At 63.4% G+C, this 23,584-nt stretch carries 16 protein-coding genes; 3 read left to right on the top strand and 13 right to left on the bottom strand.

From position 1 onward, the window contains the following. The 5 genes from E4O92_RS00530 to E4O92_RS00510 all read right to left on the bottom strand — a co-directional run. The coding region (locus tag E4O92_RS00530) for a glycine-rich domain-containing protein (protein WP_135187788.1) at window positions 1–721 on the bottom strand (721 nt) is incomplete at its 3' end. 299 nt (window positions 722–1,020) lie between these two features. Then, entirely contained in the window at window positions 1,021–2,889 is a 1,869-nt protein-coding gene (locus tag E4O92_RS00525; RefSeq protein ID WP_229482853.1) for a CHASE domain-containing protein, read from the bottom strand. 229 nt (window positions 2,890–3,118) lie between these two features. Then, the gene (locus E4O92_RS00520) at window positions 3,119–4,528 is read right to left on the bottom strand and encodes an efflux transporter outer membrane subunit (RefSeq protein WP_135187787.1); all 1,410 of its coding nucleotides are present in this window, start codon (window positions 4,526–4,528) and stop codon (window positions 3,119–3,121) included. After that, window positions 4,525–7,683 carry an efflux RND transporter permease subunit gene (locus E4O92_RS00515; RefSeq protein WP_135187786.1) on the bottom strand — a complete coding sequence of 1,053 codons (3,159 nt, stop codon included), beginning with the start codon at window positions 7,681–7,683 and terminating at the stop codon, window positions 4,525–4,527. The genes E4O92_RS00520 and E4O92_RS00515 overlap by 4 nt, the downstream gene beginning before the upstream one ends. A 33-nt stretch (window positions 7,684–7,716) precedes the next feature. Continuing rightward, entirely contained in the window at window positions 7,717–8,952 is a 1,236-nt protein-coding gene (locus E4O92_RS00510) for an efflux RND transporter periplasmic adaptor subunit (RefSeq protein ID WP_135187785.1), read from the bottom strand. A 160-nt stretch (window positions 8,953–9,112) separates the two neighbouring features. On the opposite strand from E4O92_RS00510, the gene E4O92_RS00505 reads away from it, so the two are divergent. The 3 genes from E4O92_RS00505 to E4O92_RS00495 all read left to right on the top strand — a co-directional run bounded on the left by E4O92_RS00505 (window position 9,113) and on the right by E4O92_RS00495 (window position 13,183). Continuing rightward, the gene (locus tag E4O92_RS00505; protein ID WP_135187784.1) at window positions 9,113–9,727 is read left to right on the top strand and encodes a TetR family transcriptional regulator; all 615 of its coding nucleotides are present in this window, start codon (window positions 9,113–9,115) and stop codon (window positions 9,725–9,727) included. Between the two features lie 119 nt (window positions 9,728–9,846). Beyond that, window positions 9,847–11,445 carry an EAL domain-containing protein gene (locus tag E4O92_RS00500; RefSeq protein WP_167759657.1) on the top strand — a complete coding sequence of 533 codons (1,599 nt, stop codon included), beginning with the start codon at window positions 9,847–9,849 and terminating at the stop codon, window positions 11,443–11,445. A 139-nt stretch (window positions 11,446–11,584) separates the two neighbouring features. Next, on the top strand, window positions 11,585–13,183 hold the full coding sequence (locus E4O92_RS00495; protein ID WP_167759656.1) for an EAL domain-containing protein: 1,599 nt from the start codon (window positions 11,585–11,587) through the stop codon (window positions 13,181–13,183). Here E4O92_RS00495 and tal read toward each other — a convergent pair. The 8 genes from tal to pgi all read right to left on the bottom strand — a co-directional run bounded on the left by tal (window position 13,180) and on the right by pgi (window position 23,543). Next, window positions 13,180–14,109: a transaldolase gene (gene tal / locus E4O92_RS00490; protein WP_135187781.1), complete on the bottom strand. Its 930-nt coding sequence runs from the start codon at window positions 14,107–14,109 to the stop codon at window positions 13,180–13,182. The genes E4O92_RS00495 and tal overlap by 4 nt on opposite strands. 30 nt (window positions 14,110–14,139) lie before the next feature. Continuing rightward, window positions 14,140–14,640, bottom strand: a complete 501-nt coding sequence (msrC, locus tag E4O92_RS00485; protein WP_135187780.1) for a free L-methionine (R)-S-oxide reductase MsrC — start codon at window positions 14,638–14,640, stop codon at window positions 14,140–14,142. A gap of 206 nt (window positions 14,641–14,846) precedes the next feature. Further along, entirely contained in the window at window positions 14,847–15,461 is a 615-nt protein-coding gene (locus E4O92_RS00480) for a hypothetical protein (RefSeq protein ID WP_135187779.1), read from the bottom strand. A 154-nt stretch (window positions 15,462–15,615) separates the two neighbouring features. Then, complete coding sequence (locus E4O92_RS00475; RefSeq protein WP_135187778.1) at window positions 15,616–16,473, bottom strand: SIS domain-containing protein; 858 nt, start codon at window positions 16,471–16,473, stop codon at window positions 15,616–15,618. Then, entirely contained in the window at window positions 16,474–17,943 is a 1,470-nt protein-coding gene (zwf, locus tag E4O92_RS00470; protein WP_135187777.1) for a glucose-6-phosphate dehydrogenase, read from the bottom strand. It abuts the gene before it with no gap. Between the two features lie 319 nt (window positions 17,944–18,262). Further along, entirely contained in the window at window positions 18,263–20,815 is a 2,553-nt protein-coding gene (locus tag E4O92_RS00465) for a S9 family peptidase (RefSeq protein WP_135187776.1), read from the bottom strand. Window positions 20,816–20,993: 178 nt separating this feature from the next. Further along, window positions 20,994–21,890: an SMP-30/gluconolactonase/LRE family protein gene (locus E4O92_RS00460; protein ID WP_135187775.1), complete on the bottom strand. Its 897-nt coding sequence runs from the start codon at window positions 21,888–21,890 to the stop codon at window positions 20,994–20,996. Between the two features lie 9 nt (window positions 21,891–21,899). Beyond that, window positions 21,900–23,543: a glucose-6-phosphate isomerase gene (gene pgi, locus E4O92_RS00455; protein ID WP_135187774.1), complete on the bottom strand. Its 1,644-nt coding sequence runs from the start codon at window positions 23,541–23,543 to the stop codon at window positions 21,900–21,902. Window positions 23,544–23,584 lie beyond the last annotated feature (41 nt).

The raw sequence follows: 23,584 nt of genomic DNA, 5'->3' as shown, positions 1-23,584 counted from the left end.
AAGCTGCCGCCTGCTTACCGTCTACCCAGCAGAAAGCGGTCTTTTGTGCGGAAGCTGCCGCCTGCTTACCGTCTACCCAGCAGAAAGCGGTCTTTTGTGCGGAAGCCGCCGCCCGCTTGCCGTCTACCCAGCAAAAAGCGGTCTTTTGTGCGGAAGCAGCCGTCTGCTTGCCGTCTACCCAGCAGAAAGCGGTCTTTTGTGCGGAAGCCGGCGCCTGCTGGCCCTCGACCCAGCAGAAAGCGGTCTTTTGGGCGCAAGCTGTCGCCTGGGTGCCCTCTACCCAGCAGAAGGAGGTCTTTTTTGTGGAAGCCGCCGCCTGCTCGTTTACTGCAGCGGAACGAAGGTACGGTTCGCCGAAGGTTGCCTCGTAAAGTTGCTGCATGCGGGCGCCACCTTCCTTATGCAATTCCTCGTCCTCTTCGCCCCTCAGTCCGACATAGGGAAAATGATGCAGGAAATGGCCGAACACGCTGTCGCAGTCCGTCGCGTATTTCATGGTGTCCAGGATATGGTAATGCCAGAAAATGTCGACATCGAATAGCGGAGCAGCCGGCACATTGGGGAACTTTTTCATCAGATACAGAAAGCGCCGATATTCGAATTCGATCTGATTTGCATATTCCAGCGTCCATCCCTCCCCAGATTCCTTATGCATCAGCTTCACTTTGATTGGGTCCAGATCCAATTCAGCGATCGCTTGGAATTCGTCTTTCGAGATCATGGCTTTTCCTTTGCTTTGGCATTTGTTCTTCATTATTCGCGTTTTATTTGGCAATTATGGAAGTGAGATGTTGGACAATGATTTCCTCCTTTCCGATAGTGCAAGGACTAAAAGAGCGAATCCAACTTTTTCGAAACAAACTGATGAGAAGCGATGTGAAAGATGATTGCTGACAATCGCTTTCGCAAATTTGACATTCGTCAATTTCGACTCAGTCGATCCTTCTAGATGTATGAATCGTCCGAGGCCTTCCTATAGCAAACAGGAAGGCTGGCATTGGGAAACGTCTGGCCGCGCGCTCAGATTATGGCCGTTACGACGGGGTTCTGTTCAGGGAGATCGGTTTCGAACGGCGGCATAATGGAAGTGTCGTTCAACGGTATGCTGACGTTGATGGTGGTGCCGGCGCCCGGCATGCTGTTTACCCTGAACACGCCGCCCAGCATTCTGACCCGTTCCTCAATCCCAACTAAGCCGAACGATCCCGGCTTGTGACGACCGCCGGGCTGCAGGCCGCGGCCGTTGTCGCTGACCATCATGGAAACACGGTCCGTGTCGACCAGCAGTTCGACACGAACGCGGGTGGCGTTGGCGTGGCGCGCGACATTCGTTAGCGATTCCTGAAGAATCCGGAATAGGGCGGTCGCGCAGCTGTCGCTGATACTGATGTTCTGGTCGTTTTCGACCAGTTCACACGGTATTCCGGAACTCCGTTCAAATTGCGCGATTTGCCAGTCGACCGCCGCATTGAGCCCCAGGTCGAGGACATTCGGTCGCAGGTCATTGATGATCTGGCGCACGCTTCCGATCGTGGTATCGATCTGCTGCAAGGTCCACCGTACGCGTGAATTCAGCAACGGGTGGCGCTCGGCAGTTCGTGAGGCGAGCATGTCAACCTCAATCCGCAGTGCCAAGAGGTTCTGCCCCAGGTCGTCGTGGATTTCGCGGGCAATGCGCTTGCGCTCGCTTTCCTTGATTTCTTCCGCATGTGCCGCCAGATCACGCAAGCGGGAGTTGGAAATTTGAAGACTCGCTTTGCTGGCGCGCAGTTCCATGGTCATCCGGTCCGCCAGGCGGACCGCGGTCTGGCGTGACAAGGCCAATGCCTGAAAGAGTGCGTATACCAGCGCCGTGGTGACGAATCCCGCCGCCAGCGTCATCCAGGGTACGTAGGCGTCGAAGCCCGTATACAGGTCTGCTTTCTTGATGCGGAATTCGACTTCCCAGTTGCGGTTGCTAAATTCGACTGGCAAGGACATGTAGAATTCGTCATCCGCGACGGGAGGCATTGACGCGGGATGGTTGTGTGGCATCTGGCTGTCGTACAGCAGGAGGCGGCGCTTGGGATCGCCGGGCACGTCGCCATCGACCATGCCGATCAAACCCATGCGCATTCCGGACACCGGCAATTCCTCCAGTACGCCGTTCATCAGCGTCTCAATACTGAAGGCCAGGCCGACCGAACCAATATAGGCGGCGCGCCTCTGTTCGACAGTCTCGGTCGGCATGCCAATCTGGTAGACGGGCAGGCGCATCCCAAGTCCGGCCACCTTCTGAGGCAAATTCATATTCATTGGCCTGCCGGAAGCTGCCAAACCGCCGGTATCGCGTGAGTTGTCGAGAATCGCCGGCGTGCGGATTCCCGAGTGTGTTACCGTGCGCAACAGGTCATTCCCGAACATCTCGCGCCCGATCGTGTCAGGTTCGATATAGGTCACAACCAGATACTCATCGCGCCGGCCGGGCGGCTTGATCTTGAAATTCGGGATGCCTTCTGCGACCAGTTCCGCCGCCATGCGCTTCTCGAAAGCGGGACGCTCGGCATCCTTGACGAGCAACGCGTAATTAACTGCTTGCACGCCTGGGAATTCTTCCTGCAGATTCAGCCCATTGACGTAGCGGTGGAACTGCTCCCGGGTAATGTCCGGTGTGGTTTGGAACAGACTGGCGGTCCCGCGCAGTACGTCGACGTAGCTTTTGACGCGCCGGAGGATCGTGAAATGCGCGCTACGCACCTGGCTGACGAAGCGCTCCGATGCATCCTTTTCGGTCATTTCGGCTGTGACCGTGTAGCACGAGACTCCAACGGCAGTCGATAGCGCAGCACCGACCAGGGCTGAATGCTGCCAACTGAAGAAGCGTTCCAACCAACGAACAAGTTTGCGCATGGCTCGTGCTTTCACTCGCTCGGCACCCAAGTGTTGCAATTTGCTAGCCGAATTTTCGGGCCTCGGGGTTGATCTACATTACTTATCCTAAATGAAAGGAGTAGCTATTAATTCTAATAGGTTGTTTCATGCCAAATTGTGTAATGTGAAATGGCAAAAAAATCGGGGCCGGAAGGTAACCGGCCCCGATTCAGGCATGCCAGCCGGGCGCTTGCCCGGCCTGGTGCAATCAGCCCTTCGGCTCGCTCCAGCCCCCGCCCAGCACACGGTACAGCGTGACCTGGTTCTGCAGGCGCTGCAGGTTGGCCTGGATCGCCTGCTGCTGCGCCGCGAACAGCGAACGCTGCGCGTCGAGCAGGTCCAGATAGCTGGCGGTGCCGTTCTTGTAGAGCAGGTCCGACAGCCGGAAGCGGTCGGCCTCGGTCAGCGCCACCGCCCGCTGCGCACGCAGCTGCTCGGTGTAGGTGGCCTGGCCGGCCAGCGCGTTGGCCACGTCGCTGAATGCCGTCTGGATCGACCTCTCGTACTGCGCCAGCGCGATGTCGCGGCCGGCAACGGCCGACTCGATGCCGCCGCGTGTGCGGCCGAAGTCGAAGATCGGCATGGTGGCGTTGGCCGCGAGCGACCAGGCGTAGGTGCCACCTTTGAACAGGTTGGACAGCTCGGTGCTGGCGCTGCCGACCGTGCCGGTCAGCGCGATGCGCGGGAAGTAGGCCGCGCGCGCCGCGCCGATGTTGGCGTTGGCCGCGATCAGCTGCTGCTCGGCGGCGCGCACGTCCGGGCGGTTGGCCAGCAGGTCCGATGGCAGCCCGGCCGGCAGGTCGGGCAGGTTGGTCGCCGACAGCGTCTGCCCGGCCGGCAGGTTGTCGGGAATCGGCTGGCCCACCAGCAGCACGAGCAGGTTGCCGTCTTGCGCGCGCTGGCGCACCAGCTGGGCGAGCGAGGTGCGTGCCTGCTCGACCAGCGAAGCTGCCTGGTCCACGTCCAGCCTGGAGGCCACGCCGTTGTTAAAGCGCAGCTGGGTCAGGCGCAGCGATTCTTCGCGGGTCGTGAGGGTCTGCCGCGTCAGCTCGAGCAGTTCGTCGTCGGCCAGCACCGCCAGGTAGGCATTGGCGACCGACGAGATCAGGCTGATCTGCGTGCTCTTTCTCGCTTCCTCGGTGGCCAGGAACTGCGCCAACGCCGCCTGGGTCAGGTTGCGCACCCGGCCGAACAGGTCCAGTTCGAACCCCGAGACGCCCAGCCCCACGTTGTAGAAGGTGGAGATGTTTTCGGCCCCGGTCGAACGGTTGAAGTTCAGCCCCGCGCTCACGCCAGGGAACTGCTGCGAGCGCGTGATCTGGTACTGCGCGCGCACCTGCTCGATGTTAGCGATCGCGATGCGCAGGTCACGGTTGTTGACCAGCGCGAGCTTGATCAGCTCGCGCAGCCGCGCATCCTTGAAGAAGTCCTGCCATGCGATGTTGACCGGCGCCTCGGCGGCGACCGGGTTGCCGCTGGCTACCGTGCCGCCGACGGTCGGGAAGCTGGGCGCGACCGGCGCCCCCGGACGCTCATACTTGGGCGCCAGGTTTATGCAGCCGGTCAGTGCCATCGCGAGCGCCAGCGGAGTGGCGACGAGCTTGATTTTTGCAATCATATTTTTTCCTCAAATTCCGTACCGGCCTGGTCTTCGTGCGCGTACTTCTTGCGCTGGCGTTCGCTGCCCTTGAAGATACTGCGGATCACGACAAAGAACACCGGCACGAAGAACACGCCGAGCGCGGTCGCCGCGATCATGCCGCCCATCACACCGGTGCCGATCGCGCGCTGCGAGGCGGCGCCGGCGCCGCCGGCGACCACCAGCGGCAGCACGCCGAGGATGAAGGCCAGCGAGGTCATCACGATCGGACGGAAGCGCAGGTGGCAGGCCTTCAGTGCCGCTTCGGCCACCGACATGCCCTGCGCCTGCAGGTCTTTCGCGAACTCGATGATCAGGATCGCGTTCTTCGCCCCCAAGCCGATGATGGTGATCAGGCCGACCTTGAAGTACACGTCGTTGGGCAGCCCGCGCATCGTCGCCGCCAGCAGCGCGCCGAGCACGCCCAGCGGCACCACCAGCAGCACCGAGACCGGGATCGACCAGCTCTCGTACAGCGCGGCCAGCGCCAGGAACACCGCCAGCAGCGAGAAGCCGATCAGCACGAACACGGTCGAGCCAGCGAGGATCTCCTCGCGCGACTGGCCGGTCCACTCGAACGCGAAGCCAGGCGGCAGCCGGCTGGCCAGCTGCTCCATCTCGGCCAGCGCGTCACCGGACGAGTAGCCCGGCGCCGGTTCGCCGGTGATCGACATCGCCGGGTAGCCGTTGTAGCGGGTGGTCTGCATCGGACCGGTGATCCACTTGGTGGTCGCGAACGACGCCAGCGGCACCGGCTGGCCCTTGTTGTTCATCGCGGTCAGGCGCAGCAGGTCCGCCGCCTGCATGCGCGACGGCGCGTCCGCCTGCACCACCACGCGTTGCAGGCGGCCGGCGTTCGGGAAGTCGTTCACGTAGCTCGATCCGAGCGAGGTCGAGATCGCGCTGTTGATCGCGTCAAAGGTCACGCCCAGTGCCTGCGCCTTGTCGCGGTCGATGTCCAGCATGAGCTGCGGCGCGTCTTCCAGGCCTTCCGGACGGATGCCGGTCAGGACCTTGCTCTGCATCGCCATGCCCAGCATCTGGTTGCGCGCCGCCAGCAGCGCCGCGTGGCCGTTGCCGCCGCGGTCCTGCAGGCGGAACGAGAAACCGGCGCCGCGGCCCAGTTCAGGAATCGGCGGCGGGCTGACCACGAAGATGAACGCGTCGCGCATCTTCATCATCGCGCCGGTGATGCGCCCGGCCAGATCCTGCGCGCTGTGGCCGGGGCCCTTGCGCTGGTCCCAGTCCTTGAGCGGGATGAACGCCAGGCCCATGTTCTGGCCCTGGCCCGAGAACGAGAAGCCGGTCACGGCGACCATGTCGGCCACTTCCGGCTGCTTGAGGATGAACTCTTCGGCCTTCTCCAAAATGGCGCTGGTGCGCTCGGCGGTGGCGCCCGGCGGCAGCTGGATGTTGGCGATGATGTAGCCCTGGTCCTCGTTCGGCAGGAACGAGTTCGGCATCTTGGTGAAGATCAGGCCCACTACGCCCAGCACCAGCACGAACACCACCAGCGCGCGGCCGGTGCGTTTCAAGATGCGCGCGACGAAGCCTTCATAGCCCTTGGCGGTGCGGCTGAAGGTGCGGTTGAACCAGCCGAAGAAGCCGCGCTTTTCCATGTGGTGGCCGGCGTCGACGGGCTTGAGCAGGTGCGCGCACAGGGCGGGCGTGAGCGAGAGCGCCATGAACGCCGAGAAGGCGATCGAGGACACCATCACGGCCGAGAACTGGCGGTAGATGTTGCCGACCGCGCCGGCGAAGAACGCCAGCGGCACGAACACCGACATCAGCACCACGGTCACGCCGATGATCGCGCCCGAAATCTGGCCCATCGCCTTGCGCGTGGCCGCCAGCGGCGGCAGGCCTTCCTCGCTCATGATGCGCTCGACGTTCTCCACCACCACGATCGCGTCGTCGACCACGATACCGATCACCAGCACCATGCCGAACATGGTCAGCACGTTAATCGAGAAGCCCAGCGCGAGCAGGGTCGCGAACGAGCCGAGCAGGGCGACCGGCACCACGATGGTCGGGATCAGGGTGTAGCGGATGTTCTGCAGGAACACGAACATCACCAGGAACACCAGGATCACCGCCTCGATCAGGGTTTCGACCACCTGGCTGATCGAGATCTTGATGAACTTCGAGCTGTCGTAGGGGATCGCGTACTTCATCCCGTGCGGGAAGTACTTGGACAGCTGCTGCATGCGCTGCTTGATCAGGTTCGCGGTCTCGAGCGCGTTGCCGGTCGGCGAGAGCTGCACGCCGATGCCGGTCGACGGCTTGCCGTTCAGGCGCGCCGAGGTGGCGTAGTTCTGGCCGCCGATCTCGATGCGGGCCACGTCCTTCAGGCGTACGGTCGAGCCGTCCGGATTGGCGCGCAGCACAATGTTGCCGAACTGCTCGACGGTGCTGAGCTGGCCGGTGACCACGACGGTCGCACTGATCTGCTGGCCGGCCGCGAGCGGCAGGTCGCCGATCGTGCCCGACGCCACCTGGGCGTTCTGCTGGCGGATCGCGTTGTTCACGTCGGCCGGGGACAGGTTAAAGCCGAGCAGCTTGGCCGGATCGATCCAGATCCGCATGGCCTTTTCGGTGCCGAACAGCTGGGCCTGGCCCACGCCGGGGAGGCGCTGGATTTCCGGCAGGATGTTACGCGAGGCGTAGTCGCCCAGCGCGATCGGGTCCCACTTGGGGTCGCTTGATGACAGGATGGTAAACAGCAGGAAGTTCGAACGCGCCTTGTCCACGCGCACACCCTGCTGGGTCACCGCCTGCGGCAGGCGCGGGGTGGCGCGCGACAGGCGGTTCTGCACATCGACCTGGGCCAGGTCAGGATTGGTGCTGGTGTCAAAGCTGATCGTGATCGTGCCGGTGCCGTTGGCCTGGCTGGTCGACTCCATGTAGACCATGCCCGGTGAACCGTTCATCTCGCGCTCGATCACGGAAATGACCGAGTCTTCGAGGGTCTGGGCCGATGCGCCCGGGTAGGCGACCGACACCACGATCGACGGTGGCGCCACGGTCGGGTACTGCGCGATCGGCAACTGCTTGATCGCAACGCCGCCCACCACCATGATGAACAGCGCGATCACCCACGCAAAAATGGGGCGGTCAATAAAAAAACGTGCCATTGGAAAGTCCTAAGTCTTGTTACTAGCTTCGGATTAGCGGCTGGCCGTGTCTGCCGCGGCCGGCTGCTTGGCGCCAGCGGCAGGCCCGGCAGCTTCCGGGGCAGGCGTCGGACTCCAGGGAACGGCCTTGACCGGCGTGCCCGGCGGCATCATCTGCAGCTTCTGGAAGCCGTCGACGACCACCTGCTCGCCTGCCTGCAGGCCGTCGGTCACGACCCAGTTGGCGCCGTTTTGCGAACCGATCTTGACGATGCGCTGCATCGGCTTGCCGTCCTGGCCGACCACCAGCAGGGTGTCGCCCTGCGGGCCGCCGCGGGTGACCGCTTGCTGCGGCACCAGGATGCCGGCCGGCAGTTCGGCCTGCGCCAGGCGCACGCGCACGTACTGGCCCGGCAGCAGCGCGTAATCCGGATTAGGCATTTCGGCGCGCAGCGTGACCTGCCCGGTGGACGGGTCGACCGTCACGTCCGAGAACAGCAGGCGGCCCTTGCGCGGCATGACGCTGCCGTCGTCCAGCACCACGGATACCGGCAGGCCGGACGCGATGTTCTTCTCGCCCGCCTGCCTGCGCAGGTGCTGCAGTTCGTTGGCCGACTGGGTGATGTTCAGGTAGACCTTGTCCAGCTGCTGGATCACCGCCATCGGGCCGGTGTCGGCGGTCGACACCAGCGCGCCCTCGGTGACCAGGGCCTGGCCGATGCGTCCGGAGATCGGCGCGTACACGTTGGCGTAGTCGCGGTTGATCCTGGCGATCTGCAGCGCGGCCTTGGCAGTGCCGACGTCGGCTTCGGCCTGCTTTTTGGCGGCGACGGTGTTGGTGTACTCTTGCTTGGACACCGCTTCCGCCGCGAGCAGCGGCACGTAGCGCTCGAGGGTTGCCGAAACCGAGCTCAGGTTGGCCTCGGCCTTGGCCAGCGCGGCCTGCGCGCTGTTGACCTGCGCCTGGTAGGGCGCGGGATCGATCTGGAACAGCGACTGGCCTTCCTTGACCACGCCGCCCTCGGTGAACAGGCGCTTGAGCACGACGCCGTTGACGCGTGCTCGCACTTGGGACACGCGGATTGGCCCGACCCGTGCCGGCAATTCGGTCTCCAGCGCGACCGGCTGCAGCTTGGTGGTGATCACGCCGACTTCAGGCGCCGGCATCTTGCCGCCGGGCGGCTGGGCGGCATTGTTTTTGGAGCCGCAGGCCGACAGCAGGGTCAGCGCGACCAGGGTGCACGCGGCGACCCGGGTCAGGGACGGGGAGGAGGAGGTGGCAGAGCGCATTACGTGTGCTTCCTTCTAGTTTGAAATACAACATTCCCTCTGCGGTGGCGCTGGTGCCACCGAATTGGATTATTGCTGGCTTTTGTGGGTCGGCGGATATACTATCACGACTGTATGTTTATTGTCTGAGACCCTCTTCAAAACCGGAGTTAACTATTCGATGGCCCGCAGGACCAAGGAAGAAGCAGCGGCAACGCGCGACAGTATTTTGGACGCCGCTGAAAAATTGTTCGTAGAGCAGGGGGTGTCACGGACGACCTTGCAGCATATAGCAACCGCAGCCGGCGTGACGCGCGGAGCAATTTATTGGCATTTCGACGACAAGGCCGCGTTGTTTAACGCGATGATGGAGCGCGTGACCCTGCCGCTGGAGGCGGCACGCGACCTGCTCGACCGCTGCTGCGCGGCCGACCCGATGCAGGGCCTGCGCGACTACATGGTGGGCGGCCTGCACGTGACGGTCGAGAACGCGCACGCGCGCCGGGTGTTCGAGATCGCCTCGCTCAAGGTCGAGTTCGTCGATGAGATGGGCCCGGTGCGCGACCGCCGGCGCAAGAGCCTGGACGCCTGGATGGCGCGCGCCGAGGGCCGCATCCGGCTCGCGATCGAGCGCGGCGAGGTGCGGCCCGAGGTGCCGCCGCGCGCGGCGGCGATCGGGATGTGGGTGGTGATCGATGGGCTGATCAGGAACTGGCTGTTCGACCCGACGGCGTTCGACCTGATCGAAGTCGGGACCGAGGTCATCGACACGCACATCGCTGGCTTACGCAGTTGAGTCAGGCCGCAGTCGACCGCTGATAAATATAGGCGTGTGGCGAGTCCCGGTTCTTTTTCCTTATGATGTGACTTTCGTTTTCGTATCGGTCTCGTCGAGCAATGATGAACGAGCGGGGAATGAAAGTACTCGCGGTGCTGGGCATTGCGCTGGCGATCGCCTTGCCGGTCGGACTGTCGATCTACCTGGCGCGGCACCAGAGCCTGGAGCACGAGCAGGAGCGTGCCTTGGGGTATGCGCGGGAAGTCCTTAGCCGTTCCGAGTCGACCATCCAGGAGGTCGACGTCGACCTGGGCACGCTGGCGGCGCAGGCGGACGGCGATCCTTGCTCGGCGCGCAATATTGACCTGATGCGGCGGATCGACTTCTCGTCCCCCGCGACCCAATCCATCGGCGTGATCGACAATAATTATATAGTTTGCCTGTCGCAAACCGGCGCCAGCCAGCCGGTCTACCTGGGCCGGCCGGACGTCATCCAGCCCGACGGCGAGCAGATCTGGACCCAAGTCGCGCTGCCGTTCGCCGTGGGCAGGCGCTTTCTGGTGCTGGGACGCGGCCGCTATGTGGCGATCGTGCACGAGGAGTTGCCGCTCATGGTCGCCAACCCCGAAACGGGGCTGGCCGTCGCCGCCCTGTCCGGACCGCGGCGGGTGGTCCTTGCCTCGCAAGGCTACGTCGATCCTGCATGGCTGACCGCGCTGCACGGGCACGAGAGTGTGAGCTACGTCGACGACGGCCATGTGGTGGCGGTGGTAGCGTCGCGGCATTTTCCGATCGACGCCACCGCGGCCCTGCCGGTCGCCAAACTCGATGAGCGCACCTGGGCGGTCGCGCGCACGGTGGTGCCGTTCGGCGTGTTGACCGGAATCCTGCTGGCCTGGGCGACGGTTCTGCTGGCGCGCGCGCAGCTGGCCATGCCGGCCGTGCTCAAGGCGGCGCTCAGGCGCAAGGAGCTGTTCATGGTCTACCAGCCGGTGGTCGACCTGCGCACCGGCAGGTGGGTGGGGGCGGAGGCCCTGATCCGCTGGGAGCGGCCAAAAGGCGAAGTGGTGCGGCCGGACGTGTTCATCGAGGCGGCCGAGGACAGTGGCCTGATCCAGCAAGTGACCAAGGACGTGGTGCTGGAGCAGGTGCGCGTGCACGCTGAAATCCTGTTCAAGCAATTTCCCGACTTTCACATCGCCATCAACCTGGCGGCGGAGGACATGCAATCGGAACGCACGGTCGGCTTGCTGTGCAAGCTGGTGGAGGTGACCGGCGCGCCCGCGGGCAGCCTGATGGTGGAAGCCACCGAGCGCGGCTTCGCCGCGCCAAGCAGGGTGCGCAGCATCGTAGACGGACTGCACGCGCAAGGAATCCGCATTGCAATTGACGACTTCGGCACCGGATACTCGAGCCTGTCGTTCCTGGAAAGCCTGGATTTCGATCTGCTCAAGATCGACAAATCCTTCGTCGACACCCTCGACACCGGCGCCGCGACCAGCCAGGTCATCCACCACATCATAGAAATGGCCAAGGCGCTGAAGATGGAAATGATCGCCGAAGGCGTGGAGACCGAGGCGCAGGCGCAGTTCCTGCGCTCGCGCGGCGTGCATTATGCGCAGGGCTGGCTGTTTGCGCACCCGATGTCGTTCGAGCGCCTGCTCGAAGCGCTCAAGCAGGAACGGGAGCGGGAAGCAGGGCAGAGCCCTGCCGTCTCAGGCGCCGGCGCCGCTTAACACATCCCTTCGGTCTCGGCGCGAGGAGTCCGGGCCAGGTCGACAATGATAGGCGTGTGGCGAGTCCGCGTTCTTTTTCCTTATGATGTGACTTTCATCGTCGTATCTGTCTCGTCGAGAAATGATGAACGAGCGGGGAATGAGAGTGCTTGCGGTACTGGGCATCGCGCTGGCTATCGCCTTGCCGGTCGCGCTGTCGATCTACCTGGCGCGCTACCAGGGCATGGAGCAGGAGCAGCAACGTGCTCTCGGTTACGCGCGCGAAGTGCTCAGCCGATCCGAAGCGACACTGCAAGAGGTCGACCTTGACCTGAACACCTTGGCCGCGTCAGCGGCGATGGGGAACGATCCTTGCTCGGCGACCAATATTGCTCTGATGCGTCAGCTCGACGTCTCGTCCCCCAACACGCAGGCGATCGGCGTGGTGGAAGGCGATCGTCTGGTGTGCATGTCGCTGACCGGGGTCGTCGAATCGATCCACCTGGGCCCGCCTGACGTCATCCAGCCCGACGGCGAAAAAATCTGGACGCATGTCGAGTTGCCGTTCGCCCCGCACCGGCACTTTCTGGTACTGGGTCGTGGCCGTTTCGCCGCGATCGTGCACAAGGACTTGCCGATCATGGTCGCCAATGCCGAGACGGGGCTGGCGGTCGCCGCCTGGTCCGGGCCGCGCCGGGTAGTCCTGACCTCGCACGGTTTCATCGATCCCAAGTGGCTGAACGTGCTGCAAGGACGCGACCATGCGAGTTTTGTCGATGCCGGCTATGTCGTGGCGGTGGTGGCATCGCGGCAATATGCGATCGACGCCACGGCGGCCCTGCCGGTGAGCAAACTCGATGAGCGCACCTGGGTGGTCGCGCGCACGGTGGTGCCGTTCGGCGTGTTGACCGGTGTCCTGCTGGCCTGGGCGGCGATTCTGCTGGCGCGCGCGCAACTGGCCATGCCGGCCGTGCTCAAGGCGGCGCTCAAGCGCAAGGAATTGTTCATGGTCTACCAGCCGGTGGTCGATCTGCGTACCGGCAGGTGGGTGGGGGCGGAGGCCCTGATCCGCTGGCAGCGGCCAAAAGGCGAAGCGGTGCGGCCGGACGTGTTTATCGTGGTGGCCGAGGATAGTGGCCTGATCACGCAAGTGACCAAGGACGTGGTGCTGGAGCAGGTGCGCATGCACGCTGAAACCTTGTTCAAGGAATTCCCTGACTTTCACATTGCCATCAACCTGGCGGCTGAGGACATGCAATCGGAACGCACGATTGGTTTGCTGCGCAAGCTGGTCGAGGTGACCGGTGCACCCACGGGCAGCCTGATGGTGGAAGCCACCGAGCGCAGCTTCGCCGCGCCCAGCGCGGTGCGCAACATCGTCGAGGGACTGCACGCGGAAGGGATTCGCATCGCGATCGACGACTTCGGTACCGGTTACTCGAGCCTGTCGTTCCTGGAGAGCCTGGATTTCGACCTGCTCAAGATCGACAAGTCCTTCGTCGACACGCTCGACACCGGCGCCGCGACCAGCCAGGTCATCCACCACATCATTGAAATGGCCAAGGCGCTGAACCTGGAAATGATCGCCGAGGGGGTGGAGACCGAGGCGCAGGCGCAGTTCCTGCGCTCGCGCGGCGTGCATTATGCGCAGGGCTTTCTGTTCGCGCACCCGATGTCGTTCGAACGCCTGCTCGAGGAGCTCAAGCAGGAACGGGAACGGGAAGCGGGGCAGAACCCCGCCGCGTCAGGTACGGCTTAGCGCATCCCTTCGATCATCTGCTTGAGCTTGTTCGAATCCGCCACGAAGGCGCGGATGCCTTCGGCCAGCTTCTCGGTCGCCATCGCGTCCTCGTTGAGCATGAAGCGGAAGGTCTTCTCATCCATCGCGATTTTCTGGATATCCGCATCCACCTCCGCCGACAGCTTGCGCTCGAGCGGCGCATCGGAGTCGGCCAGCTTTTGCAGCAGGTCCGGCGAGATCGTCAGCAGATCGCAGCCGGCCAGTTCCAGGATCTGCGACGTGTTGCGGAAGCTCGCGCCCATCACCTCGGTTGCATAGCCGAACTTGCGGTAGTACTGGTAGATGCGCTTGACCGACTGGACGCCCGGATCGTCGGCGCCGGCGTATTCGATGCCGGTCGATTTCTTGTACCAGTCGTAGATGCGGCCGACGAACGGCGAAATCAGCTTGATGCCGCCTTCCGCGCACGCGATCGCCTGGCACAGCGAGAACAGCAGGGTCAGGTTGCAGTGGATGCCCTCGCGCTCGAGGATCTCGGCGGCGCGGATGCCTTCCCAGGTCGACGCGATCTTGATCAGCACGCGCTCGCGCGGCACGCCGGCCGCCTCGTACAGCGCGATCAGCTCACGGCCTTTTGCGACAGTGGCCTGGGTATCGAACGACAGCGCGGCATCGATCTCGGTCGACACGCGGCCCGGCACGTACTTGAGGATCTCGACGCCGAACGCGATCAGGAGGCGGTCGATGATCTCGCCGGTCGAGGCTTTCGGGAAGTCGGCGACGGTCTTTTCCAGCAGCGGGCGGTATTCCGGCTTCTGCACGGCCTTGAGGATCAGCGACGGGTTGGTGGTCGCGTCCTGCGGGGCATAGGCTTTGATCGACTGGAAGTCGCCCGTGTCGGCGACGACGGTGGTGTACTGCTTGAGCTGTTCGAGTTGGTTCATTGGGGTCAAGGACGTCAGGTGAGTGGAAGGTTAAGCGAAATCGGTCGCGTCAAGGAACGCGGCAATCATGCGCTCCAGGCCCACGCGGTCCTCTTCGCTGAAGCGGTTCAGGCTGGGGCTGTCGATGTCGAATACGCCGAGCACGGCGCCATCCTTGATCAGCGGGATCACGATTTCAGAATTGGACGCCGAATCGCAGGCGATATGTCCCGGGAACGCGTGCACGTCCGGCACCACGATGGTGCGGCGCTCGACCGCGGTGGTCCCGCACACGCCGCGCCCGAACGGGATGCGCGCGCACGCAGGCTTGCCCTGGAACGGGCCGACCAGCAGGTCCTGCCCGGTGCCGTTTTTGGCTGGCACAGTCAGGTAGAAGCCGGCCCAGTTCAGGTCGGCGAGGGTGTCGTAGACCAGGGCCGAAAATTGGGAGGCGTTGGAGGTCAGGTTGCGTTCGCCTTCAAGGACGCTCGCGACCTGGCGTACCAGCAGGTCGTAATCGGGACGGATACTGCGTTCTGGATTGATGTGCATGGCGGGTGACGGAAAAGACTGTCCAAACCTGCCATTCTAGCTGATCAGCCCAAGGCCCGTGATCACTCTACTTTCGAGAAGTTGATTACGGCGGTTTTGCGTTTGACAGCTACCGGCGCGACCGCGAGGCGCGCACGTCCGTCGTCGATGTGAACTGATCGGTGATTGCGATTGCGGGTAGGGAGTAGCGTGCGCGAGCGCAACTGTTAAACCGACAAGAGGATCCCGATAATTGCCGAAATCCAGAATAGGACGCCAATTACGACCCAAGCATAATTTGCTTTGGAAAAGCTGCTGTTGCTCACGCCGCCTGGGTCGCCGCAACTGATGTTGATCATTTCCTGCGCTTTTAGAAATTGGAAGAGGAGTGGCACCAGGAGGGCCAATGACAAAACCTCACCGTACGGTGGCCCAATCGCAGTGAACGGTGACCCAAGCACTCTGCTGGTTGAAGGATCAAAAACGGTTGACACAATCATTAGCAAAACTATCAGGGTTGCATGGACATTATTGCTCCACTTGCCGACCGCCGGGTTATCTTGTCCATGTGCCTTGATCTTGCGGAACAGAGCGTGCACGAAAAAAATCGAGAAAATCGCCCGCGGAACGGGCCAGATGGTACTGCCGAACTTGGAGGCATGTGGCCACTTGTCTTTGTAACGATCCCAGTTCTTGTAGAACCAGTAGACCAAATACAAGCTCATGGTGGCTAGAAAGAGAATTGCGAATTTTCGTTTCGAAACGACATAGAACATAGGGGCGCTGTCCGCGTTGCCAATATCGGTATCGTCGGCGGTTGGCGTATCGCTGCCTTGGGTCATAGATAGTCCTGAGTTTGCAATTTTGGAAACGGCGAACCGGACCATGTTATCACGTCAAATTTCCGCAATGCAATATCTTGCCTGGTACTGTTGATCTGACGTTAGCGCAGGATGCGCTCAAGAACCCCGCGACAGGGATCGCGATTGTCGGCAGCTAACCGATAAACGAATCGAACTGCATGTCGAATTCCTGCAGTGCCTTCTGCGCGTTCTGCATCTTCTTGCGGAATTCGGGGCCGCGCTGCAGGGCCAGGCCGACTGCCAGCACGTCGATCACCACCAGGTAGGCCAGGCGCGCCGAGATCGGCGTGTACGGGTCGATGTTGAAGATCAGGTCAATCGGGATCAGCACCGTCGCCATGTCCGCCAACGGGGTGCCGGATGGCGCCAGCACGATCACGTCGGCCCCGCCGCGCCGCGCCAGCTTGGCCGAGCGCACCAGCGCAGGGTTGTTCCCACGCTGGGAAATCGCCACCACCGCGTCGCCTTCGCGCAGCAGCGCCGCCGCGATCGAGTGGATCGCCGGATCGGTGTAGGCCACGGTCGGCACGCCCGAGCGGAAGAATTTGTGCTGCGCGTCGGCAGCCACGAAGCCGGAGGTGCCCTGGCCGTAGAACTCGATTTTGTTGGCGCGCGACAGGATGTCCAGCGCCTTCTGGATCATCTCCGGATTGAGGTTGTTGCGCAGGTCGAGCAGGGTGTTGATCGAGCGGCTGCAGATCTTGTTGACCAGGTCCGACGCCAGGTCGTCCTGCGCCGGCTGCTCGTTGGTCGGGCCGGGCAGGGCCAGCGCCAGGCCCTGGGCCAGCTTCAGCTTGAATTCGTGCCAGCCGTCGTAGCCCAGCGTGCGGCAAAAACGAACCACGGTCGGCTCGGACACCTGTGCGCTCTTGGCCAGCGCGGTGATGTTCTGGCTGACCGTGCGCGACGGATGCTCCAGCACCGCGAGCGCGACCTTGCGCTCGGACTTGGACAGCGCGTCGAGCTGGGTGCGGATGGAATCGAGCAGCATTTAGTCTTCCGGCAGCGCTTCTTCGCGCCACTGCAGCCCGTCGCGGCCGATCAGGGCCGACGAGGCGGCCGGGCCCCAGGTGCCGGACGCGTACGGCAGCGGCGAGGAGTCGTCCTGTTCCCAGTGGTTGAGGATCGGCTCCACCCATTCCCATGCCGCCTCCAGCTCGTCGCCGCGCATGAACAGCGTGAGCTGGCCGCGCAGCACGTCCAGCAGCAGGCGCTCGTAGGCCTCCATGCGCGGCGCCTTGAACTGCTCGCGGAAGTCCAGCTCGAGCTCGGCCTGCTTCAGGCGCATGCCTTCGCCCGGGGTCTTGGCCATCAGGTTCAGCGACAGGCCCTCGTTCGGCTGCAGGCGGATCACCAGGCTGTTCGGCTGGAAGCTCGACGTCGACTGATTGAAGATCGAATGCGGGATCGGCTTGAAGCGCACCACGATCTCGGCCAGCCGGTCGGACATGCGCTTGCCGGTGCGCAGATAGAACGGCACGCCGGCCCAGCGCCACGTATCGATCTCGGCCTTCAAGGCCACGAAGGTTTCGGTCTTGGAGTACTTGGGCGCCTCCGGCTCCTCGCGGTAGCCCGGCACCTGCTTGCCGTCGACATAGCCGGCGCGGTACTGGCCGCGCACGATGTTCTGCGCCAGCGTGGTCGGGGTGAAGCGCTTGAGCGAGCGCAGCACCTGCAGCTTGGCGTCGCGCACCGCGTCCGGCGCGATCGTGGCCGGCGGCTCCATCGCCACGATGCACAACAGCTGCAGCAGGTGGTTCTGCAGCATGTCGCGCAGCGCGCCCGAGGTGTCGTAGTAGCCCAGGCGGTTCCCCACGCCGATCTTCTCGGCGATCGTGATCTGCACGTCGCTGATCCATTCGCGCCGCCACAGCGGCTCGAACAGCACGTTCCCGAAGCGCAGGGCCAGCAGGTTCTGCACCGTCTCCTTGCCGAGGTAGTGGTCGATCCGGTAGATCTGCGATTCGCAGAACACCTTGCCCACTTCGGCATTGATTTGCTTGGCCGATTCGAGGTCGCGGCCGAGCGGCTTTTCCAGCACCACGCGCGAGTTCGCGGTGGCCAGGCCCGTGGCCTTGAGGTTGTCGCAAATCTGCGCGAACAGACTCGGTGGCGTAGCCAGGTAGTACACGCGGGTGATCGATTCATCCGGGCGCAGGGCGTCGACCAGCGGGCCGTAGGTGTTCACGTCGGTCGCGTTGACCGAGACGTAGACGATGCGTTCGAGGAAGCGCGCCCAATTCTTTTCGTTCGGCGTTTCCTTGACGTTCGGCTTGGCGGTGGTTTCGACGATGCGCAGGAACTCTTCCTGCGAGATAGCCGCGCGGCCGACGCAGATGATGCGTGCGCTCTCGGGCAGGTCACGGCATACGTCGCGCGCATACATCGCAGGAATCAACTTCCTCATCGCAAGGTCGCCGCTGCCGCCAAAGAGTACGAGGTCGAAATCGGAAATTGCCATAGGTGTATTCGGTTCGCAAAAAGATGGTGAGCGTCAGTGTAAATTTACTACACGAATATTCGCATAGCAAGAAAATTTACTACGATCGAGCGCCATGCCGGATCGATTATGGTGCCACATTCACGTGGGGAAGGCCGCGCACGAGACCTGGCTGGGGTGGGCGGAGAGCGAAGTGAGTATTCGCACAGCCGCCGCCATTTTAGTTGACGGTGTTGCCGGAGTGGTGCGACGTGGGGTGATTATGAAGCTGAAGCGCCACCAAGAAAGTTGGCCCCGTCATTTCCGGGAGGGAATGACGGGGCCCGCGCGCATGAATCGCTTAGCGGCCGGCTGTAGGCGTGCCGGCTGGCGTTGCCGGCGCATTCTTCACGTACTTGTCGAACCAGCGCAGCATTTCGTACACCAGTTGCTCGTTCGACTCGCGCGCTGCGTACCAGTGCGGCTCGTGCGGCAGCATCACCAGACGCGCCACACCGCCATTGCCGCGGATCGCTTCGAACAGCTTGGTCGATTGCAGTGGCGTGGTGCCCGGGTTGGCGTCGTCCGCGCCGTGCACGATCAAGAGCGGCGTCTTCAGCTTGTCAGCGTAGAAGAAGGTCGAGGCCTTGGTGTACACGTCCGGCGCTTCCCACACAGAGCGGCGCTCGTTCTGGAAACCGAACGGCGTCAGCGACTTGTTGTACGAGCCGCTGGTGGCCGCGCCGGCGCGGAACAGATTGGAATGCGCCAGCAGGTTGGCGGTCATCAGTGCGCCATGGCTATGGCCGGTCACGCCGACGCGGTCGGGGTCGGTCACGCCCAGGCGGACGGCTTCGTCGACCGCAGCCTTGGCGTTGGCCACCAGTTGCTCGGTGTAGGTGTCATACGCCTTGCGCGGATCGCCCACAATCGGGAATGCGGCGCTGTCGATGATGGCGTAGCCCGACAACAGTAGCAGACGGTACTGGCGCAGGCGGGTGAAGGTGGCCTGCGAGCCGGTGGTCTGGCCGGCCTCCGACGCGTCCGCATAGTCGCGCGGGTAGGCGTTCAGGATGGTCGGCAGGCGCGTGCCGTCCTTGTAGCCCGGCGGGGTATAGAGCGTGAACGACAACTCCATTCCGTCGGCGCGCTTGTATTTCACCAGGCGCTTCTTGATCTCGCGCACTTGCGGCACCGGGTCAAGCAGGTGGGTCAGCGCCACGCTGGACGAGGCATAGCTTGGCTCGCCAGCCGCTGCCGTGGTGCTGGCGCCCAGGGTGCGCACGAAGGCGTTCGGCGTTTCGTCGGCCGACTGGTACCAGGTCAGCAGGCGGCCCGTATCGTTGCCCACGAAGCCGATGAACTGTTCGTAGGAGGTTTTGCTGCTGCGGAACAGGCGCTCCGTTTGCTGCGTTTTCAGGTTGAACTTGTCCAGGAAAGGCCGGTCGCCGTCGGGCGAGGAACCAGCGCCGGCCAGGTAGATGGTGTCACCAATCTGGCGGATCACCGAGAAGCCGTTGGCTAGCTGGCGGCGCACCGGCGTGCCCGGGTTGGCGTACTTCTCATCGCTGGACATGTCCCAGATCAGGCGCCGCGAATTTTTCGCATCGTCGACATTGATCTGCCAGGTGCGGCGCCATTTGCGGTTGACGTCGTGGTCGCTCAGCAGGGCTACGCTCGGCTGCTCGCTCCAGGACAGGCTTCCGAAGCGGTGCTCGGTGCGGATAATTTCCACCGGTGCCCCTTTGAACGGCGCTTTCAGCATCATCAGCTTGTCGCGTTCGGCTGCCTTGACGTTCGGATTGCCGCCATCCAGCGCTTCAGCCCAGACCAGCGTCGCCGCTTCGGTAGGACGCCAGGTGAAGTGGCGTGGGCCGACAGGCACGCCACGGTTCGGCACGCGGTCGGCCAGCGGCAGCGCAGCGATTTCGCGCACCACCGGGTTGGCGCCTGTGGCCGGACGCTGGGCCAGGTCCCACAGGTCGATCTGTTTGGGGAAGCGGTCGAAGGTGGTAACGTAGGAATACGGCGGGCGAATTTCGGTCACGACCATGTGACGGCCATCGGGCGCCACGTTCAGGTTTTCATACAGGCCGGGCTTGCCGACCGGCGTGATCTTGCCGCTGGCGGCATCGACCAGCGCGAGCTGCGAGGTGCCGTAGTAGTTGAAAAGCTCTTCGTCGTGACGATTGCGCAGCGTGTCGCGGTTTTCATAAGTGCTGCTCTGACCGGTCTCGCCGTTCGATTCCTGGATGCCGGGGCCGGCCGAGCCAGGCGGCGCCACCGGCGGCCCCTTGCGCGCTGACACCAGCTTGACCAGCAGCGTTTTCTGGTCAGGCATCCACTTCACCTGGTCGCCGAACATTTGGTTCAGGCGCACACCTGGCAGACGGCGCACGGCGCCGGTCCTGGCGTCGCCAATCCACAGTTCAACCGCTTCGGCGGTGACGTTTTCGAAGGCAAAGCGCTGGCCGTCGGCGCTCCAGATCGGGCGGCGCGGGCAGGCGTCGGCCGGCAGCTTCACCGCGGTTTGCTTGCCATCGGCGACCTGGACCAGATCAATGGCGCTCACGCATGGTGGAATGCCGTAGCCACCCGGCGTGTCATGCTGGCTGTGGTTGCCCGGTTCGATACGCACGCCCGCCAGGCGCAGGAACGGCGTGGCCACCTTGGCGATCGATGGGTAATCGTCCATGGTGACCAGCATCAGCTTGTCGCGGGTCGGGCTGAGGGAAGCCGATGGCGGCGGTGGCGCGCGCATCACGTCGAGGATTTCCTTCGGCGGCTGATTGTAGGCGCTGGAGGCGGAAGCAGTGGCTGGCGTTGCGCTTGTCGTCGCCGCGATTGAGGTGGACGTAATGCCGACTGCGAGCGTGGCGCTCACGAGGCCGCACAACAGGTTTTTTCCCTGCATGGTCATTCTCCGTTTTTTAAACTACATGGATGCACGGACAGGATCGCTATCCGCACACGTGAAACGGAACATTGCCATGAAAGTTTTTCGGCGGCAACATTAAATCTGAGCAAAAAAAATAAAGCCGCAAATCTCTGCTCAAAGGTGGCGCGCCAACAACTGGTTGGCCGCGTTGGTTTTAGGGCTGGTATGCGGGCTCTGGGCGGCCGGCCACGTCCACCTGCAACGACAGCACGCAGCCAGTCAACGGGTACTGGGCACGCTCATCGAGCGAGCGATTGTGGCTGGCGCTGGTGATGTACAGCGTTTTCAGGTCCGCGCCGCCGAAGGCCATCATGGTCGGGCAGCGTACCGGCAGCTTCACTTCGCGCAGCAGTTCGCCATCTGGCGCAAAGCACAGCAGGCGGCCGCCTTCGAACATCGCGCACCAGTAGTTGCCTTCGCTGTCGACCGCCGCGCCGTCCGGGCGGCCGCCGTAGCCCGGCGCAGCCTTGTCGGTCGAGAACTGCTGGAACGGCCGCGGATTGGATGCGATACCGGTCGCCACGTCGAAATCGTAGCGGTCGATGCGATGCGCGGTGGTGTCGGCGTGGTACATGGTGCGCCCGTCGGGCGCGAAGGCCAGGCCGTTCGAGTTCGTCATGCCGCCGGTCCACTGGGTGCGCACCTGGCCGCGGTCGAGGCAGAACATCTGCGCGGCCGGTTGGTCGCGCGGCTCGTACATCGTGCCGACCCAGAACCGGCCGGCCGGATCGACGCGTCCGTCGTTGAAACGGAATTTGGATGTGTCGTATGGCGCAGCCGCGATTGGCGTCACGCTGCCATTGTCCGGGTCCAGGTGCACGAAGCCAGAGCGCAGCGCGACCACGAGTCCGCCGCTGGCGTGGATCGCCAGTGACGAAGGCTCGCTCTGCATGCGCCACGACGCATGTTCGCCGCTCGCCGGGTCCAGGCGGTACACGGCGAAGCCATCGATGTCGACCCAGTACAAATTCTGCTCGCCGTGGTGCCACAGCGGGCATTCGCCCACTGCCATCGGCTGGTTGAATGCGGCCTTGATGTCGCCTTTCGCCATGACGTCTCCTTACACCGCGGCTCGGGCGCGCTCGATCAGGCCATTGGTCGAACTGTCGTGCTGCCCTGGGTTGGTCTCCCCGGTGAGTTCGGCCTCCACCTGCTTGGCCAGCACCTTGCCCAGTTCGACGCCCCACTGGTCGAAGCTGTTCACGTCCCACAGCACGCCTTGCACAAATGTCTTGTGCTCGTACAGCGCGATCAGCGCGCCCAGCGTCGCCGGGTTCAGGTAATCCATCAGGATCGTGTTGCTGGGGCGGTTGCCGGGGAAGGTCTTGTGCGGTGTGAGGCGCTCGATCTCGGCCAGCGACAGGCCCTGCTCCTGCAGGTCCTTGCGCACTTCGTCCGCGGTTTTGCCCTTCATGAAGGCTTCGGACTGGGCGAAGCAGTTGGCCAGCAGCGCGGCGTGGTGGTTGTACAGGTCGTGCGCCGGGCGCAGCGCGGCGATGAAGTCGATCGGCGTGATGTCCGTCCCCTGGTGCAGCATCTGGAAGTACGCGTGCTGGCCGTTGGTGCCGCATTCGCCCCAGATCACCGGGCAGGTTTCGGTGTCGGCCAGGTCGCCGTCGCGCGTGACGCGCTTGCCGTTGCTCTCCATTTCGAGCTGCTGCAGGTAGGCCGGGAAGCGGTTCAGGTCCTGGTGGTAGGGCGCGATCGAGACCGACGGGCAGCCGATGAACTCGCGGTTCCAGAAGCCGATCAGGCCAAGCAGCATCGGCATGTTCTGTTCGACCGGCGCGCTGCGAAAGTGAACGTCCATGGCATGTGCGCCAGCGAGGAAATCGGAGAAGTAGCCGAAGCCCACGCACAGGGCGACCGGCAGCCCGATCGCCGACCAAACCGAGTAGCGGCCGCCGACCCAGTCCCAGAACGGGAACATGTTGGCGGTATCGATGCCGAATCTGGATACCGCCTGCTCGTTGGTCGAGACGGCGACGAAGTGTTTGGGCAGCGCTTCTTCGGGCGCCTGCTGCAGGAACCATTGGCGCGCGGTCTGCGCGTTCATCATGGTCTCGGCGGTAGTGAAGGTCTTGGAGGCGATGATGAAGAGCGTGGTCTGCGGATCCACGCGCGAGAGCGCGGCATCGATGTCATGGCCGTCGACGTTGGAGACGAAGTGCATGGCCAGGCGCGGATGGGCGAACGGGCGCAGCGCCAGGCATGCCATCTTGGGTCCAAGGTCCGAGCCGCCGATGCCGATGTTGACGATGTCGGTGATTGGCTTGCCGGTGTGCCCGAGCCAGTCGCCATTGCGTACTGCGTCGGTGAAGGCCTTCATGCGGGCGAGGACCGCGTGCACCTCGGCGATCACGTCCTGGCCGTCGACCACCAGCCTGGTGTCGATCGGTGCGCGCAGGGCGGCGTGCAGGACCGCGCGGTTTTCGGTGTTGTTGATCTTTTCGCCGGCGAACATGGCGTCGCGCTGCTGTTCCACGCCACGCTCGCGGGCCAGCGCGGCCAGCAGTTCAAGCGTGCGCCCGTCGACGCGGTTTTTTGAATAGTCTAGGAAAAGTCCGGCCGCCTCGACCGACATGCGCTCGAAGCGCTGCGGGTCGGCGGCGAACAGGGCGCGCAGGTGCCAATCCTCGGCTTCGATCGCATGGGTTTCCAGGGCTTGGTAGCTGGCAGTGCTGGTCAGAGCTGGCTTGCGCATGATTTGGCGGTAGGATGTTGTCGGTTCGGATAGCCAAATGA

The organism is Massilia horti (genome assembly GCF_004614195.1).
Classification (GTDB): Bacteria; Pseudomonadota; Gammaproteobacteria; order Burkholderiales; family Burkholderiaceae_D; genus Telluria; species Telluria horti.
This window is presented reverse-complemented; position numbering and strand designations above follow the sequence as displayed.